Annotated in this window: 12 protein-coding genes; 5 read left to right on the top strand and 7 right to left on the bottom strand. The window is 45.0% G+C overall.

Annotated elements, in window-relative coordinates:
* Positions 1–11 precede the first annotated feature (11 nt).
* The gene (locus D1Z90_RS01745; protein ID WP_119909004.1) at positions 12–995 is read left to right on the top strand and encodes a Gfo/Idh/MocA family protein; all 984 of its coding nucleotides are present in this window, start codon (positions 12–14) and stop codon (positions 993–995) included.
* Positions 996–1,061: 66 nt separating this feature from the next.
* On the opposite strand, the gene D1Z90_RS01740 is transcribed toward D1Z90_RS01745, so the two are convergent.
* The 5 genes from D1Z90_RS01740 to D1Z90_RS01720 form a co-directional block, all read right to left on the bottom strand.
* Entirely contained in the window at positions 1,062–4,256 is a 3,195-nt protein-coding gene (locus tag D1Z90_RS01740; RefSeq protein WP_119909003.1) for a DEAD/DEAH box helicase, read from the bottom strand.
* Positions 4,257–4,398: 142 nt separating this feature from the next.
* Positions 4,399–5,085 carry a phospholipase D-like domain-containing protein gene (locus D1Z90_RS01735; protein WP_119909002.1) on the bottom strand — a complete coding sequence of 229 codons (687 nt, stop codon included), beginning with the start codon at positions 5,083–5,085 and terminating at the stop codon, positions 4,399–4,401.
* On the bottom strand, positions 5,082–10,097 hold the full coding sequence (locus D1Z90_RS01730; protein ID WP_119909001.1) for a DNA repair ATPase: 5,016 nt from the start codon (positions 10,095–10,097) through the stop codon (positions 5,082–5,084). Before D1Z90_RS01730 ends, D1Z90_RS01735 begins: the two co-directional genes overlap by 4 nt.
* 64 nt (positions 10,098–10,161) lie before the next feature.
* Entirely contained in the window at positions 10,162–12,384 is a 2,223-nt protein-coding gene (locus D1Z90_RS01725) for a flotillin family protein (RefSeq protein ID WP_198419017.1), read from the bottom strand.
* Between the two features lie 24 nt (positions 12,385–12,408).
* Complete coding sequence (locus D1Z90_RS01720; protein WP_119909000.1) at positions 12,409–13,014, bottom strand: OB-fold-containig protein; 606 nt, start codon at positions 13,012–13,014, stop codon at positions 12,409–12,411.
* Between the two features lie 239 nt (positions 13,015–13,253).
* On the opposite strand from D1Z90_RS01720, the gene D1Z90_RS01715 reads away from it, so the two are divergent.
* A complete protein-coding gene (locus tag D1Z90_RS01715) occupies positions 13,254–13,490 on the top strand; it encodes a hypothetical protein (protein ID WP_119908999.1) in 237 nt (78 codons plus the stop codon).
* Positions 13,491–13,629: 139 nt separating this feature from the next.
* A complete protein-coding gene (bamE, locus tag D1Z90_RS01710) occupies positions 13,630–14,214 on the top strand; it encodes an outer membrane protein assembly factor BamE domain-containing protein (protein WP_119908998.1) in 585 nt (194 codons plus the stop codon).
* Positions 14,215–14,240: 26 nt separating this feature from the next.
* Here the strand turns inward: bamE and D1Z90_RS01705 are convergent, their stop codons facing one another.
* Entirely contained in the window at positions 14,241–15,047 is an 807-nt protein-coding gene (locus tag D1Z90_RS01705; RefSeq protein WP_119908997.1) for an alpha/beta hydrolase, read from the bottom strand.
* Positions 15,048–15,267: 220 nt separating this feature from the next.
* Between D1Z90_RS01705 and opgC the strand changes: the two genes are divergently transcribed.
* Both opgC and D1Z90_RS01695 read left to right on the top strand, forming a co-directional pair.
* A complete protein-coding gene (opgC, locus tag D1Z90_RS01700) occupies positions 15,268–16,410 on the top strand; it encodes an OpgC domain-containing protein (RefSeq protein WP_119908996.1) in 1,143 nt (380 codons plus the stop codon).
* Positions 16,407–16,853 (top strand): DUF2141 domain-containing protein, encoded by a 447-nt coding sequence (locus D1Z90_RS01695; protein ID WP_119908995.1) that lies wholly within the window; start codon positions 16,407–16,409, stop codon positions 16,851–16,853. Before opgC ends, D1Z90_RS01695 begins: the two co-directional genes overlap by 4 nt.
* A gap of 104 nt (positions 16,854–16,957) precedes the next feature.
* Here D1Z90_RS01695 and D1Z90_RS01690 read toward each other — a convergent pair whose 3' ends face one another.
* The gene (locus D1Z90_RS01690) at positions 16,958–18,358 is read right to left on the bottom strand and encodes a helix-turn-helix transcriptional regulator (protein WP_119908994.1); all 1,401 of its coding nucleotides are present in this window, start codon (positions 18,356–18,358) and stop codon (positions 16,958–16,960) included.
* Between the last annotated feature and the right edge of the window lie 2 nt (positions 18,359–18,360).

Raw genomic sequence — 18,360 nt, 5'->3', positions numbered from 1 at the left:
AAGGAGAACGTGTGATTAGATTAGCTGTGGTCGGGACCAACTGGATAACCGCACAATTTGTTGACGCTGCGCTGAGCACGGGACTATTTGAATTAACCGCTGTTTACTCTCGGCAACTGTCACGTGCAGAAGTGTTTGCAGAGCCTTATCAAGCGTCACTGTATTTTGACTCACTTACCGCGTTAGGTGAATGTGAACAGGTCGACCTCGTCTACATTGCTAGCCCTAACGCTTTTCATTGTGCTCAGGCGGTTGCATTAATGCAGCAGGGCAAGCATGTTATCGCAGAGAAGCCACTTGGGGCTAATGCCCTTGAGGTTGAGCACGCTTATCAAACAGCAAAAGACTGTAATGTGGTTTTATTTGAAGCATTTTTGACTCATCACAGACCTAACTTTAAACAACTTGAAAAGCACTTGAGTCAACTCGGCGCTTTGCGCAAAGCAAACTTTAGCTATTGCCAGTATTCTTCTCGGTATCAAAAATATCTTGATGGCGAAAACCCAAATACTTTTAATCCTGCCTTCGCCAATGGTTCGGTAATGGACATTGGTTACTATTGCGTTGCCAGTGCGGTGGCGTTATTTGGTGAACCGAAAGCGATTCAAGCTAGTGCTTACTTACTAGATTCAGGAGTGGATGGTCATGGCAGCGCGATTTTAAGTTACGAGGGTTTTGACGTTAACATTGCTCATTCGAAAGTGTGCGACTCTTATTTGGCCAGTGATATTCAAGGTGAAGAAGCGTGTTTGGTGATTTCGCATCCCCTATCTTTGTGCGAGAAGGTTGAGTTAAAGCAGAGAGTAGGGGAGGACTTAGATATTTCATATCCTCAAGCCAGTAATCCGATGGTGGAAGAAGCCCAAGCATTAGCGGCATGCATTGATATTAACACCATGCGCGAGGAATGGGTGCAACGCTCAATTCGCACAGCGAAAGTGTTGGACGAGATACGCCGCCAAACAGGCGTTGTGTATGCGTCAGATAAAACGTAATCAAGCTTTGAGGTAGCTAGGGCGACTGTCAGTTGCCTTTTTTGCGCGAAAGGGGAGGGCTTAGTGTTATGGCCCTTTTTTGTCTAAAGACTTTTCTAACATTGCCTTCCCAAGGCTTGTGGGGGCGTCATTGACCTGGGGGGAGGCGACTTCGTGCTGGCTTTTATGCTTACCTCGTTCAGTAAAAGCCGTATTATCATCCGTTATGATACCTTCCCTTGCTACTTCTTTGATTGGTTCTAGGGTATTTGTCCCTTTTTCGATGACTGTATCGGCCGCTTTTTCTTGTTGCTTCGACACCCGTTTACCTGGGACGCTGCCAGTTAACCCATGCGGTAATTTAGCGGTCATATCTTTTTGTTCATTTGGTGTTGGGCGTTGTGATTCCAGCTGGTTATTTGGGTGATTGGCTGCCTTCTCTTCACGCGCGGGCTGCGGCGAAGAAGTTGCGTCTGCACTTTCCTGTTCGATGGCGACTGTTTCAGGTTGCACTAACTCTTCAGGTGTATTGACTTGCTGGGCTGCCAATAAGGTAAGGATCTCTTTTACCACACTGTGCTTTTGATAATACCAGCGGGTGTAAGTGAGAGGGTAAACCAGCACACCAGCACGCTGGAAAATCTTGTAGCGTGATAAGTGAAAGTAATCTTGTGACTCGCCTGGATAACCAATGAGATCAAGTGCAATCACCCTGTCTTGGTAGCGACATACCAGGTCTAACTCAGCGCCGGCGATTGGGTAGTTCTTCCAGCTTTGCACCCCTTTTAATGTCAGTAAGCGCTCTACTTCACCTTGAAAGGCGTCAAAGCTAGAGGTCTCATTGAGGTCATTAAGATTTTGGCGCAACGCAGATTGCACATAGTCAAACAATAACGAATGGGAGTGAATTTTATGCTCAGGCACTGATAGAAAAACAAACTGTTCATCTCGCGCCCTTGTGATGGCCACATTAAACACGTCTTCCCGGTTCATATAGCGATATTGTGCGCCTTTACAGGCTTTATCCACGCACATGCTAAGGTACATCACGTCACGCTCATCGCCTTGAAAACCATAAGCCGTCGCGACTTTGATATTAAAGCGTTTAATGTCTTGTGGGTCCATGCTGCGGTGAATCAGTTTATGCAGCAATAAACTTTGTTCTCGAAAAGGCGATAAAATGCCGATACTGGGGCATAAGCCCTTTTGCTGATAATCTTTCAGTTGTTGATTTAGATGGCTGAGTAACCTGATCGCTTCTTCACGATTACGGCCATTTTGATACTGACCCTCACCAAACTGAAGGTGCAATGGAGAGGATTCTTGGTAGCCAGGTTTATGACGCATTAATTTCAGTTGATTGTGATAAAACTTACGGTTACTGAAATCAATCAGCGCAGATTTACTGCGAAAATGTTCGTCTAATACTGAGATAGCGCTTTGCTGGTGGATATGTTGGCCGGCTAAATCTAACGCACTTTTAGTGCGGTAATTATGCTCGTCTGTGGTGGCATCTAAATAATGGCGATATTGCAACTGCGCCTGTTTTTGACTGGATAGAAAGGATAAAAAGCGTAGCTGTTTAGGGTCGCCAACCACCACAACATGTTTGGCGCGATAAATCGCGGGCAATACGCTGGCAATATCACATTGACTTGCTTCATCAATGATCACAAGGTCGAACAACTCTTGTTGTAAAGGAATGCTGCGATGCAAATCCCCTAAAGTGCCAAGCCAAACCGGCATTGCTTGCAGTAAAATAGAAAAGTCGATTTTTTCAAAGTTAGCGGCTTGTTTGGCTGAGTTTTGCGCTTTTATCGCGCGCTGAAATTGCTGCAGCTGAAGCCTGTGATCCTGTAATACCTGAAATAAGCGCTCTCGTTTACTTTGGCTAATATAGTAACTGAGCAGCTTGTCTTTCACTTTATGCTGCTGGGTAATTTGGCCAAATATTTCATACAAGGAATCATGTCGCAGCGTCGCTCGCTTAGCTGACCAAGCTTTAATCTTGCTCCACAAGGTGCCTCGTTGATTTGCTTGCCATGTTGCATTGCCATAACGGATGGCTTTGTGACAACGTTTCGCAAAGCGTTTTTCTAATTTATCCAGTAACCGCTTCTGCTGCTGGATTTGCTCCCTTTGTTGCACCGACTCTTCGCTGGCGCTAAAAAAGCCGTTGAGTAAGTCATCGACGTAGGCTTTGAGCTTTTTATGGTAGCTGGCGTTGCCGACTCTCATTACGAAGTCTTTTTGTCCCAGCAAGGCTTCTAGCTTATCCGCAACGACGTTCACGCTGTCGTTGTTTTGCCCTACTATGAGGGTTGACTCCCCTTGTAAGTATCGCTCTAGCGCTAGGCAGGCAATAGTATAAGACTTGCCTGTTCCCGGGGGGCCAATGATTTGGCTAACAGGGTATTGCGCAACATTTTCAATGGCCTGACTTTGCGCTTGGCTTAATAGCCCTGGAATATTCTCGGTTTGCGCCGGCTTTAACGTCACTTTTGTTGTTTCGTAAGAGTGAGGTTTGATCGTTTCTTGTATTGGCGGCTTTTTACCCGTGAGAAACTCGGTAAAAGCTGCGGGCATCACATCCTCTGCGGCGATGGTTTTTAAGTCATGCAAAATACCGCGGGAAGCCAAGGAATATTTTAAAACGCTGATGCAACTGGCGGAGGTCAGATTAAACTCGCCGTCTTTGATATCACTTAACTTGGCTTTGATGTCACCTTCATTTTGCAGCTTAGGGTATAGGTAAAGCTCTAAGCAATTAATGGCATTGGTCTGAGAAGTGAGCCAGTGGCTGAATTTTGCTACGTCTCGAGCGCTGATACCTTTGCGAATAAAATCTGGCTCAGAATAATTTTGGCCATCGGCCATTATCCAGCGTAGCAAAGGCCAATTGACGATAGGCTTACTGTGATCAATGTTTAGATAATATTCGTCGTTATCTAAGCTGACTGCTGCGTGATAGTAAATTAAAGGGGCACAAACGCTGCGATTACCTTGATAACTGGCAGGCAGCTTCCCAGTCACTAAAAAACTGCCGTATAACAGGGTTTTTTCCCGCTTATATAGCGTTTGGGTATCGAGTAACTTGGCTCCGTGTTTACGTTGCAAAGGTAAGCGAGGTAGTTGGGTGGTGATCAACTGTTCTTCGCCCGCAACAAATTTAACCTGCTCACAGTTTCGGTGAAACACGTTAAAAAATGTTAAATCCCGATTATCAGCTTGATAGCAAGCTAAGTAATATCGGATCAGGTGTTGGCAGCTGGTTTGAGGCATTTATCATCCCGCGAATTGTTTGGCATCCTTGCTAAACAGCAGGCAGTTATTCTGCGTCTGAAAAATAAAAAGTAAAGGTATTTTTGATGTTAAATTGAAATCCCTCGCTTTTGCTACAAAAGCAAGGGATTTCTTACTGAGGTTAGCTAAGTTGTTGCCATAAACGTTCAAACTCTTTGCTGAATGCAGACACGAGTTCACGGTTATCTGTGGTTAGAATGTTTTCTTGGTTGTACTTTGTGGCGCTTCGAGTCCAATTAAAGCTACCACTGAGCAGGGTATGATTATCAAATAAAGCAAATTTGTGATGCATGTGATAATCCGTTCTGTCTACCGTCACCGGAATGCCGGCTTCCGCCAAATGGTATACGTCTGAGCCCTTATCGTTGCGTTTGTCATTATCTGTGATAATTCGAACCTTAATGCCACGCTTGTGGGCGGCCAGTAAGGCGGCGCTGATTTCATTACAGGAAATCGTGAATACACACACCGCAATGTGGGCCCGCGCGTTGTTACAGAGAGTCAAAATCCGGTTTAAACAATCAGTGCCCGGGCTAAAACAAGCATCCGCGTCCACCAACTCACTTTGGCTGTTTTTATCGAGGGTTTTGAGTAAATTCTCTAGCCATTTAATGCTGCGAAATTGTTGCTCGTTAAAATCGCCATGGGCCAATAAAGTGGCAAATGCTTTGTTGCGAACAAAGCTAATTTTATCCGTTTGTCCCTTTAATTCACAGGCAACGCTGGCAAAGTGCTGCTTTTCTTCATTTGACAGTTTATTGTCTTCTAAACTCTCACTAAGCGCTTGAATGATTGCTTGTTGGTTCATGATGTGGCCTTTGGTTTTTTGCTGACGCTGACTTGGGTTTTACCTGTTTCCGTTTTTGTGCGTTTAAAGCGATAACGAGTTTGGCTTAAGGTGTCATTGATTTCAGCGAGGTGGCTGTTCATATCAAGCAGTTGACCAATGGCTTTGAGGCTCGAGTCACCGTCTCCCCCCATGGTTTTGTGCTTGAGGAAGTCTTGCTGAATTTGCTGCCAGCGCGCCGTTTCTTGCGCTGTCATATTACCGCGAATGGCTGCTAGCTTGAGTAGGTTTTCTTCCGCGCCTGCGGCGAGCATTTGGGCTTCACCTAAGTAGTGGTCGGCTATTAACTGCAGCAACTCGTCTTGATTCATCACCGCAGACACTTTTTCCGCCATCTTATTCATATTACGGTAGCTGCCTTGCAGTTTAAATGGCGGTTCGGTGCGGTACTTATCGGCTTGGGCAGCTGAGGCAATATAAGCTTGGTTAACGCCTAATACCACTTCTTGAATGCTTAATAGCTTACTGAGCACGTCGCTGATTTCATTGAGCTCAACGGCGCTATAGCCGTGTTCTAAGTCGTTGCTATCTACTTGCTGACCTTTGGCCATATCAACCAGTTTATAAAAATCTTGTTGCGAGCGGGTCGCCAGTGGCGCAAGTACCGGGTTCGATGTCATGGCGTTTTCTAGGTAACTGAGGGCAAACGCTTCGTCCATGCCCCCCAGAATGTCACCCAGGTTATAAATGTCGGCGCGGTTAGCCAGCATGTCTGGTATTTGGAACGCTTCACCAGACTCTGTGTAAGGGTTGCCCGCCATCACAACGCAGAACTTTTTACCGCGTAAGTCATAGGTTTTGGGTTGGTCTTGCCAAATACCTTCAATGCGACGGGTGCCATCACATAAAGAAATAAACTTTTGTAAAAACTCCGGGTTAGTATGCTGAATATCATCGAGGTACAGCATCACGTTGTTACCCATTTCAAGGGCTAGGTTTAACTTAAGCAGCTCGGAACGCGCCGTGGCATTTGGTGCTTGGGCTGGGTCTAATGAGTCCACTACGTGACCGACAGAGGGACAGTTGATCTTCATGAAAATCAAACCAAGGCGACTTGCCACATACTCCATCAAGGTGGTTTTACCGTAACCTGGGGGCGATATCATCATTAGCAAGCCCATTAAGTCGGTGCGCTTATTATCACCTACCGTGCCCATTTGTTTTGCCAGGTTGTCACCTATGATCGGTAAGTAGGCGTCGTTGATCAGCTTGTTTCGAACAAAAGAAGATAATGGTCGCGGCTTAAACTCTTCCAAGCGCAGTTGGCTTTTCTGCTGTTTAACTACGTCACTGCGAACTTGCAAAAATGCTTTGTAACCCGGTATCACATGTTCTTTGTGGTGCGCCAGACGCAATAAAAAGTCATCCAGGGCCAAATGTAATTTTCGGTCTGTGATTCGGCTGTGTTGCCCCATCAAGTCTGTTACAGTAATTTCGAGCTCTAAGTCGAGCACTCGGCGACTAATTCGACCTTCACCGTTTAAGATAGCCACAGCTTCAGGTATGTAAGCGCGGTAATTACCTAAGTCATATTTATCCACCAAGGCTTCAAGCCATGCGCTGGTAAGTTGCCAGCGCGCGCCAATTTGACCTTTGAGCTTTTCCAAGGTGTGTTGGTAAGCGTGCCAAGCTGAAGTGTCCATCGCACGCTTTAACTCTTGAGCGAGGTGATCGGCGTATTTACTGCTGGTAAATACCACCGGCTCTTTAGCCAATTCTTGCAACAGGTATTGTGCGCCTAGGCCAATAGCGGTTGCTGAAATCTCGATATTGTATTCCTTCGCAAAACCCTGCTGGGCTTGTTCTATTTCTGTTTCGAGCAAGATTTTGGCTTTGTCTGAATGAAATATCTGCTCCATTTGCAACGCTGATTTTGCGCGCTCCGGCCAAGTTTGAAGTTGATTTTGTTGCTGCTGATTAGCCCAAAAAATCATCGCGAAACCGCGACTTAGGGCCGGGTATTTAAGCACGTCGGCACGCTCTAATGCGGGCAATAGCTGGGTTAAAATCAAGCTGGCGTCATAGTCATGAATGCCGCGTTCGTAACCTTCTTTATAACGCGGTGCTGCAAACTCTTTCACTATGTTTTGCAGTTCATCTGGCTCACTTACAGCAAGGCGAAGTTGGCTTAAATCCACGCCTAAGTCGCCCTTGTTGGCTGCATCAAGTATTTGCTGAGCTAAATACTCGGCTCGATATACGTGCTGCGTTTCTGAAGCTAGCTCTTGTTGCCAAAAATCCTGACACGTATTGAGCTGAGCATCGCTGGCCGGTTCAAAGTAATCGGTACCGGTTAGGTGAAATACCAGCTTGTCTTGACGTGGCAGTAAGGTGAGATCAAGCTCTTGGGTGTTGACGCTAAATTTATGCCTCGGGCCTAATTTAATGACGTTGCCGCCGTCTTCAAAGATTTCAGACTTATCTCGCAACGAGCGAATAGCCTGATCTTTACTCGATTTTAACTGGGCTTCAACGTCGTCGGCTTTGACAGAATCATCCAGCTCACGCAGTTGTTCAACCAAGTCATGAATTTTTATCGCCAGCGCGTCGGAAGCATAAAAAGTATTTAGTTCGTCTAATTCACTAAACCTTTGAACCCGACGTGTCATGCTGGACAATATGCGGTCGGCGGCATCTTTTAGGGTGCTGGCTTTACGTTGGCGCGCTTCCACCATGCGTTGGCGGTGACTTTCAAAGGTTTCAATCACCTCTTCACGTTTACTTAAAATGTCGGCCAAAAACGATTCTTGATCGCTAAACTGGCTTTCAAGCTCTTCAAGTTGGACCAATAATCGTGACAGTTGTTCGTCCGATTTTTCTGGTGTGGAGGCCAAGCCTAAGGCGTTGGTGATGCTTTGACTAAAAAGTTTAAATTGAGCCGAGAACTGCGCGATAGACTCGGCGCTTCCCAAGCTTTGTTGCTTGTGCTTGGCGTTTGCTTTGGCTTGATTTAAACGACCGTATATTTCTGAAATAGTATCTATGATGCGGGTACGCACCGTTGCGTCATTAACCTTGAGTGTGGCCATCAGTTCTGACAGTAAATCTAAACCTGATGCCATTAATTCTAACTGTTCGGCGACGGGTGCCAAGTCGGCGACGGATTTCACCGCTTCTAGCTCTTGGTTAAAGCTGGCTAACTTGTCGTTGTAAGGTGCTAAAGAGGCCTCTTGGGCTAAAAAGTTAACCGTTTTTTGGCTTAACTCATCTTCGTGCTCGCTCAACTTTTCTGACATGGCTTCTATGGCACTTAAGTCCATGTAGCGCATTGACTTTATAGTAAGCAAGTGGCCTTTTTGCTGGCGCAGAGCATCTAGGCCGGCAACAAATTGTTCTGGGCTATGCCAGGAGTTCGGCGTTAAGCCAGAAATAATACTCCCTTGTTGAGTTTGAGCTTCCGCGAGGGCCGCTTCTGCTTGTTTGCGAATGGTTTCTACTTTTTCAAACTCATCTAACACTAACTCGGAAGTTTGTGTGATTTGATGCAGTAACGTCTGTACGCCGTCTGTCTGTGATGCGCTAAGCCAATGGTATGCATCAAATAGTCGGCTGACGTTTTTAATTAACTCGCCGTATAATTTGCTGGATACCTGTTGATTTTGAATGGCTTTCACCACGCTAAAGAGCTCAGAAATACCACGAACTAATTCGGCGTTACCAATTTTGCCATAAAAACTTTGCTTGCTGGGCTGGGCACTGGCGAACTCGTCACTGCAATATGGCGTTTGCCAAATTTGCATTGGGTGTACTCGCGTAGGCTCAGACTCAGCATGGAATAACACCAGTTGACCATCTTCTAAAGTGGCATAGCCATGGCCAAACATGGGGTTTTCAAGACTTTTATTGATCAGGTTGTAAGAGTACAGCGCCACTTTACCTTCAATAGGTTCGTAGAACATGTAAAGTACGTCTTCCCCGTTGGGGCTTTTTAAGGTGCGTTTGTATGCTAACCCCGTGATGTCGTCATCAAAGGTTTTATATTCGCCATTTTGCAGGTAATACCCACCTGGAAAGATGATACCATGGTTTTCTGGCAATTGAACGCAGCCGTTGGCAATGTTATCTATTCGTACCACTGCTTCGGTATTGCGGTTAAAGACCAAATAACGCCAGTTCTCTTCACGGTATGGCAAGATTTTTAGAATGATAAGGGCACCGACTTCGGCGAAACAAAACCTGGCATCATCCAAAGATTGGTTATCATCATCTACCGCTTCTGCGTATATGCCTAAGCCGGAGTTGGTATTGTTTTCAATTTTAACCGTTAGATCGCCTTGTGTTGTTTCTACAAACAAGGTGTCTAAAATGTTCATGTGTGGAAAACGGCCCGCAACTTCATTTTCGCGGCCACATTCTTGCCAGCTAAAGTCATACTGAGCGGGGTTTAATAAGTCTCGCTCACCGCGGTTATCTATGTATTCGACTTGCTGGCCATCGCTGGCAATGCGCCACCGAAAAACCCGAATATCAGAGAGCTTTTTACCAATTTGAAAGCTGGCTAATAATTTGTCGTCATTCACACTTAAACGCAGTAAGTGGGTTTCTTTGTAATAAGTGTAAAGCTCGGTAAAATCTTGAATAAAGCGGGGATCTTGTAAAAAAGTGCCGGACAAGGATTGCGGCAGCATTTCAAAACCATCTTCGTTTTGGCTCAAGCCGTATAAGCCAAAGACATCTTCAATTTTGGTTTCTTTTTTTAAGCCAATAAAGACGTTATAACCAAACAACAAGTGCTTACCCACGCACACTATATCTCTGGCTTGGCAGTTATTTTCGGTGCGAACGCGAACACGGCCAAGCACGTGCATGTCTTCGCGACCAAATTCGTTCAAACGGGCTTGGTTTAATTGTTGGGTTTTTTGTTCAAGGGCTTGACCTTGAGACTCTAACCGACTTCGAATGACCTGATACGCGCCGCCTTCGGCAACGGCAGCTGAATCAGGATTAATTTCTGCTGCAGATTGTTCCGACATCTTTATTCCTTGGAGACAATAGAAAAGGCCGGCTTAGGGTCAAGCCGGCGTTTCAGGGATGAGATTAAGCTGGCGTGTTGTCTTTGGCTTGAGCTTTCTCATCTAGCAGGTTACCTAGCACATCAGCCGCGTCGGCAGATTTGTTTGCGCCAGAGCCCAGTAGCTTGTCAACTAAGGCAGATACAGACGGGCTTTTGCCCACTAAGCCATTAATGGATTTACCTACAGTAAGTGCTTTACTGAGGGTGTTAAAGTAATCACCTTGGCCACCCACGATATCAATATTGGCTTTTTGTAGTGCGCTGGCCAGTACTTCAGCTTGCTGCACAGCAATGTCTTTATTAACGTCAATCGATGCCATGGCTTGCTCGAACTCTTTCTCAAGACGCATGCGGAACTCTTCATGGTCACGAGCTTCTGTTGACATGCTTGACATAGCATTGAATTTCTCAACTAAGCCTTCTGCTTCGGCTTTCAATTTGGCGCTGATAACCTGAGCTTCAGCCATACCAATTTGCTCTTCGCCTTGGGCTTGGGCCGCCAATTTTTTCTCTAATACGCTGGCTTCTGCCAGGCCGAGTTCTTGACTCGCCACGGCTTGAGCTAAGCCTTTCTCTTTACTTGCAAGCGCTTCAGCTAAACCTTGTTCTTTGTCTGCTAAGGCTTTCGCTAGGCCAATTTCTTTATCGCCTTTCGCTTGAGCAGCCAGTTTTTCTTCTAGCACTTTGGCATCTGCTAGGCCGTCTTTCTCTTTGGCGACGGCTTGTGCTTCTAATACTCTTGCTTGCGCAAGGCCGACTTGCTCGTCACCTTGGGCTTTGGCAGTCAGGCGCTCTTGCTCTACTTTCGCTTCTGCGATGCCTTGCTTCTCCATCGCATCCGCCATCGCTTCTTTCACGCGGGCGTCGGCTAGGCCTTGTGCAGACTCTTCCGCCTCGATACCTTCCGCGAGTTTTTTCTTCGCGTCGGCTTCTTTCGCGGCAGCTTCTAAATCAGCTTGTGACAAGGTAATGATGCGTTGCGCTTCATGCTTCGCTTTTATTTCATCGGCTTCAGCCTGCTTCACCTGCTTCACTAGAACTTCTTGCGCATTTGCCTCTGCCTTCACTATGGTGACTTGACGGTCACGATCGGCTTCCGAAACTTGGCGCACTTCTTTGATGTGCTCTTCTTCTTCTGCAACGGTCTTTTCAACCGCGATACGTTCGCGGATGACGTTGGCTATTTCTTTTTTCTCAACTTCTAATGCACGTTCTTTTTCTATTTCTTGAAGCGCCACTTCACGTTCACGAGAAACCACTTCTAAGTCTTTAGCGCGTTGAACTCGCTCTTCTTCTACGCCAATTGCGCGTTCGCGGTTTTGTTGCGCAACTTCAATTTCACGTTGTTTATTTTCTTCTTGAATGGCAATTTCTTGTTCTGTATTGATGCGGGCTGCTTCGGCTTTTAGGCGCTCTTCTTCGGCAACTCTGAGCTGCTCTGCTTGCTCTCTGGCTTGAATATTGGCGACTTCACGTTGCTGAATCGCTTTGGCTTCTTCTTCTTGTCGTTTTAGCGACAATAAGTGCTCTTGGGTTTCCACGTTCTTTTTGGTGATAGCTCGCTCTTCATCACACAAGAACTCATTCGTTTTAACGTTCTCTTGAGACGTGATCTCTGTGATTTTACGAATACCTTCCGAGTCCATGATGTTATTGGCATCAAGGGCTGTTTTTGGCGTTTGCTCTAGGTAGTCGATCGCGACGTCTTCTAAAGCGTAACCGTTTAGGTCATCGCCAATCGTTTTTACGATTTCGTCGCGAAAGAAAGCGCGCTCGTCAAACAGTTGCAAAAACTCCATTTTCTTACCAACGGTTTTTAATGCTTCTGAGAATTTTGCGTTAAACAACTCGTTAACGGCAATCTTATCAGATGCTCGTTCGGCGCCAATAGATTTCGCGACTTTGAGAACGTCTTCAGCGGTTTCGTTAACACGTAAGTAAAAAGCGACGGTAATATCAGCGCGGATATTGTCAGAACAAATCAAGCCGTCTTGACCACGACGGTCAATTTCAAGGGTGATCAATGAAATGCGCATTTGCTCCATTTTATGGATCACAGGGATCACCATGGCGCCGGTAAATCTTACTTTTGGTACTGACTTGGTGGTGTTGACAATCAGTGCTGTGCCTTGAGGTACCTTAACGTAAAAGGCTTTAACTAATAGGGCAAAGCCCATAACCAGCACGAATATGACGCCGATAGCGCCAATAACAAGTGGAACAAAAGCAGGAATGCTATCTAACATGGTATTTCCCTAAAAATGTAATGATTAGTGTTTGGCTACCGTATAAGTGTCTTGCTGGCTTTGGTATTCCAGCAACATGACTTGATCGCCTTTAGTGAGTTGGTTTTCTTGGTAACTTCTTATTTTTATTTGGATGCCAGCGGCACCATCTTTGAAAATGGCTTCGCCGAACGTTTGGCTTACTGAATGACTGCGCACAGTGGCTACTTGACCAACAAGGTCTTTTTTACTTAGTACTTCTTGGTCTCGAAAGACTTTACGTAGTGGGCGAACTGCTTGACTGGCAATCATATCGCCTATGAACAAACTCACGATCATCACGCCGATGCCCACCAGCAAATTAGCTAATACACTCAGATCAAAATTGAGTAGCTGGTACTGGATAGCCATACTGACTACCCAAGAAAAATAAAATAACAAAGATAGGGCAATCGTGACGGGCACACCATCTAGTTTCATTTTTTGCATCAACCCAGTGAGGTCGAGCGCCGTTTCATCAAGGTCAAAGTCTAATATTTCTAACTCCACCATGCCCAAAATTGCACACAACCAATATAAGGTAAACATTATCACCGCACAGGTGAATACTATGGTTGGGAAGCCAAAAGTGGTATTAAAAAACAGTTCCATGTAGTTCCTTGACTTAATCTAATAAAAGTCTGCTTAAAATCAAAATTAGTTGTTTATAGCAATAAACCGATCCTGCTTCAATAACACAGCTTGCAAAATTCGCCAGCGGCCGTTGAGTTTATTTTTATCTTTGTGAACGATAGTTAATCTTATAAACACCAACGGTTTAATAAAAGGGTTATAAGATGGAGAGGATTTTTTGTTAGTTTATAGATAAACGGATGGCAAAAAGGAAACTTATGAAGTTAAGAAACGGCTGGGTCGGAGCTCAAACAATAGGGACTGACAGTAAGCGACAAGCTGGCTATCGCCTATTCATCATTTCTTGCTTATTACTTTTAGCCTTGCCTGTGATGCTGCTTATTATCGGGTTGCAATTGATTGCTACCATCTTTTTAGTGATAACAGGGCGCAAGCAACGACATTCGACGCGCTTTAGGCCACAAAAAATTGAAAAAGTGATCAACCCAAACTGATGCAAATTATCAGGGTTGAGCGCGCTCCTTATTGTATAGATTCCTTTTGAATGTGCTTGTCACTGCCTGACGTTTCGCGTCGGGCATTTTTTTAGGGGCATTCAATCAATCCAGGAATAAAGTTAAATCAGGGATAGAGATGAAATCAATCAGTCGGTTCACCGCAGTGCTGCTTAGCGCCTGTGCTTTTTCAAGTTTTGCGAATGCCAACTTTATGTTGAGTAAATCCACGCCTTTGATTGAGCTAGGCAAAACCAGTAAAGCCGATATTGTAACTGTATTGGGTGAGCCGGATGTAAAGCGCAGCAGTTTGATTGATGGCGAGCAGCTTGAAGTGTTGCACTATTCTTATATTTTAGCCGACGCTGAGCCAGCCATTACCGGCGCCATTGCTACTCGTGAGCAAGGTTTTATCTTTAAGGACGATGTATTGGTCGGGAAAGAGTACTCTAGTTCAGCAGCGGCCGACAGTACCTTGTTTGATTTGACCAAAGTGAAACAAGTGCAGCAAGGTTTGACCCAGCAAGAAGTTGAGCAAATAATGGGTAAAGCCAAAAGTGGCTATTTACCGCCGCTAGCCGCGAATGAAAAAGGTTATTCTTGGGTGTATCTCGCCGATCAAAGCCAGTCAGAGCAGCCGAGCTCAGATTTACTCGTTGTGGAGTTTAACCAGCTCGGCGTTGTCACTGCGACCCAGTTTAGTTCGGTAAAAACCTTAGACTAAATGGCGTTAACTTAAGATTTTGATATTTAAGGTAAGAAAGTGTCTAAGGCTACCTCAAAGGTTTCATAGGCGCTTTCGTCATGGTTCATCTCTTGCTCTATGTAGGTTAATTCAAGCTCAGTGTAATTGCGCTGGTCTAAAAAGTTAAAGGTTTCTTTTACCCCTTGAGCATTTCCCCCATCTGTGGCACCTGTTAACATAAGATTAGCGTTTAATTGTTGGCTTTGCTGATAACGGTTAGCTTCTAAATTTAAAATGCCATCTGGCGTTACTACACTAGGATCTGCCGCTATGAAATTTTTAAAGAAACGTGTTTCAGGCTCTTCAATCAAAAATGCTGCAATTACCATAGCTCCTCCGTAAGAATGCCCAAACAAGCTTCTATTCTCTGCTTGTACTGAATATTGACTTTCGATGAATGGCAATAATTCTGTCGTGAAAAAGCTAAAGTAATCGTTCACTCCAGGGGTTAAGAAATCGGTGCCTCTTCGCCCATCAGGCCCTTGGTGAACACCAATAAATACGGCTCGTTTTCCAGAAGCTTCCATAATAGGTAAAAAGCCCGCAGAGCGCCATTGGGCATCAGTGTAATAAACAACAGGTAATGGCTCATTCACATCATAATCATCAGGATAAAGCACATCGATCTTGTAATTGATTCCTGTAATAGACGAAGTGATCTCTTCTCCTTGCCAGGAGTAATTTTGGTGAAGCGAGACAGGAGATTCTTCTATTATCTCAGTATTAGATGTTGAGTTCGAAGATGAGCTGCTCCCACCACAGCCGTAAATAGCTAAACTAAGCAGTAATGCGCTTGCGATACTATTTTTCATTATGATTCCATTAAGTTTGGAGGCCTAAAACGCGATAATAAATAAGAAGGAAATGGAGAGTAATAAATTAACAATCATTACGCTTTTCTGATCACATTATTGTCTTATTAAAGTAAAGAAAATGTGAATTCAGGCGATTTTTCCTACGTTCAGCACTTTTTATCAAATTTAGCCATGTCAAACCTTTTAGTCTAAGAACTCTTTTCAAGGAGTGTTAGCAATGGTAAGGATAAACAGTCTAGATGGTTTACGAGGTGGGTTATTACTTATTATGACCATCAACCATTTAGTTTGGAGCAGTGGTGGGCAGTCAGCGTTGCAATTGCTGACCCTGCAACCTCTTGGGCAGGTCGGCGCGGCTGAAGCGTTTATCTTATTGTCCGGTATTTTAGCAGGTTTGGTATATAGCAGTGACAAACTCTCGGCAAGTGAATTAAAACAAAAAGCCTGGCGCCGAGCGGGGTTAATATATTTATACCATATTGCTGCTTGGTTGCTCGTGGTTCTGGTTGCTAGCGTGATATGTGAATTATTTCCTACGTCCAAAAGCCTTTATCAGGTTCAGCTTGCAGATGTTTGGCGACAACCTATTGCCAGCTTTATTGTGGTCGCTTCTTTACTGGCTCGACCTGCATTTTTTGATATTTTGCCCTTGTATATACTTATGATGCTAACTTTGCCTTGGCTGATTCGAGCGTGTCAACGGGGTAAGATCATTCTGCTCTTAGTATTGAGTATGAGCTTGTGGTTCGCCAGTAATTGGATCCAATCTGAGTGGCTGTCTCAAGCCCTGTTAACGTATCATTTACCCTTCCAACCTGGCTACTTTGACCCTTGGGCGTGGCAGTTTTTATTTGTAATTGGCGTGATTATAGGGGTACTCAGGCGCCAGGGTAAGCTACACATTTTTCATTCTCGCGTCGCTCTAGGGGTAGCCGTTGGGTTGTGTGGTGTGGTTTTTCTCGCTCATCATCATTTTTTATTAGACTTAGGTTGGCACCAAGGACGTCTCTACGCTTTGGCCGATAAGCCTGAATTAGGAACGCTTCGGCTGATCAATTTATTGTTGCTAGCATACATTTTAGCTTGCTTGTTGCGATACTTTCCCAAGTTGTTGGCGATACCGGGGCTAAGCTTAGTCGGTCGTCACAGTTTGCAAGTTTTTGCGTGGCACTTAGTGCTGATCACGTTGGCCGCACCTTTGCTGAACACCTTACTCGGTACTGATTGGTATACACCAGTATTATTGATTTGTGCGGCGACTTTATTACCTGTCGCGTATCTCCACCAGAAATGGCAACAAAGAAGTCAATCACAACCCCTTTCTCAACCCTCTCACCCAGATAAGGAAATTGCTCAATGAAAATGCTAATATTGATAACCGCTAGCTTGTTTATTAGTGCTTGCAGTGACAAGCCCCCACTTGTGCAAGACGATGGCAAAACGCATTCTTTGACGGTACAGGTGCAAAACATAGATCCAGCCAAGAAAGAGGTTGTGGTTGCGCTGTATTCCCCAACAGATCCATTAACCGGTACCGGTTTCACGCAACAAGTCATACAAGTAGAGCGGAGTCAGCACCAGGTGGTATTCGATAATTTAGCAACGGGAGAATACGCAGTAGGCGCCTATCAAAATGTGGATGATGATCTTGCATTTGCTATCAGTTCAAACGGTATACCACAAGAGCCGCTGGGGTTTTCTAATAACCCTCGATTAATGGGGCCTCCCAGCTTTGCGATGTTGAGTTTTGAATTACGCCAAGCAGAGCAGGTAGATGTTGTACTCATTAATTACAATGAGTAGATGGCTTTGGCACTTATAATGGCTGCGCATAGCAGCCAAGATTGCATACACTCACTTTTACCTGCGTAATTACTCTCTGTAATGCCGTTAGATAGCCTGAGTCACTAACGCTTTTTAACCGGTAAATAATAATCCAGTAACCACTTCCCGTTAGCTTGTTTTTCTACTCGAGTGATGAGCTCAACCCCAGGCGTTAATTCATAGTTTAATTCAGGGATGACAGTGTATTTGACTATTTCAACAGCGTCAGATATTTCGTTGATGTCGCCACAAAGATGCAGTGCTAAATAGTATGAAGACATGAGCTCATGGCGGCTGCTAGGGACAACTTTAATGAAATGGTATTGTGATTCATGGGCTGGCGTAAAGTGGGCTTCTTGCAAGGACGCTGCCTGCAGATCGCCAAGGGCAATAAAACAGCCTGTTTTATTTATGTCACAAGGAGAATGAATATCTTTTAGCAGGTTACGCCACTGTTGTAACGCGGTCATTAAGCGTTGCCTAAGAGAATACGAAGCAACAGAAAAGGTCTGAGAAGTTGCAACAATGGGCAGCGTTTTGAGGCTGAGCGGGGTGAAAACTTCATTTTTCAGAGCATCAGGCAGGTCATATTGTTGCCATTGACTCGCAGATATGTAGCAGCTTATACGACCACTCTTATGGCTGTGCCAGATGATAGGGTATTGCGCTACGTGCAAATTGTGGCTGGGTAAATAGACCATATACAAGTACTGTAAAAATACGTTGATGGCCATGCCTTGTGGTAAGTGAAAGGCCAACATGTCTCGCGCTGGTTGGGTTAAGCTTATTAGGGCTTCAGAGTTATCACAGACTATTTTATCAATAACCGCCGGCTGTTCGACTTGGATTAATGCCATCATGGTAAATAGGCCATTATGGAGTGAGCAAGCGTCCACATACTCAAAAGTATACAGTTCACTTTCCGGCAAGTGATAAGGTGCTATCGTATGGTCAAAGTCATGCCACATTTGATGCACCAAGCCGAGAAACTGTTTAGAGTCTGCTCGAATTGAATAAAACTGCCGCTTAATACCTAATAAGTGGCAGCGTTCAAACCTATGGGGTTGTCCGGTTAGTCTGGCAAGTTGAGGGTAAAGATGTAAAAAATCCGATGAAATAGCCGGTATTTGGATATGTTTGGCTCGCGCGGGTTTACCTTTCAAATGCTTAGGGTTAATGCCATATAAGCGCCGAAATGCCCGCGTAAAAGCTTCTTGCGATTCAAATCCATAGTCTAACGCGACGTCAAACAAGCGCTTATCGGTCTGAGCGATGGTCAATGCCGCTTCACTGAGGCGCCGGTAGCGCATATATAAGCCAAGGTTTAGCCCACAGTGCTGTTTAAACTCTCGCTGCAGGTGTGCTTTCGACTTACCGACGCGGTTGGCGAGAACTTCAATGCTGCAACCATAAGGCATTTGGGCTTCAACCTGTGCCAGCACTTGTTCAAGCCAGTTTGGGTAGGGAGTCGCTGATCGGTTCATGG

It is taken from the genome of Motilimonas pumila (genome assembly GCF_003596335.1).
In the GTDB taxonomy this organism is placed as follows: domain Bacteria; phylum Pseudomonadota; class Gammaproteobacteria; order Enterobacterales; family CBDFNC01; genus Motilimonas; species Motilimonas pumila.
This window is presented reverse-complemented; position numbering and strand designations above follow the sequence as displayed.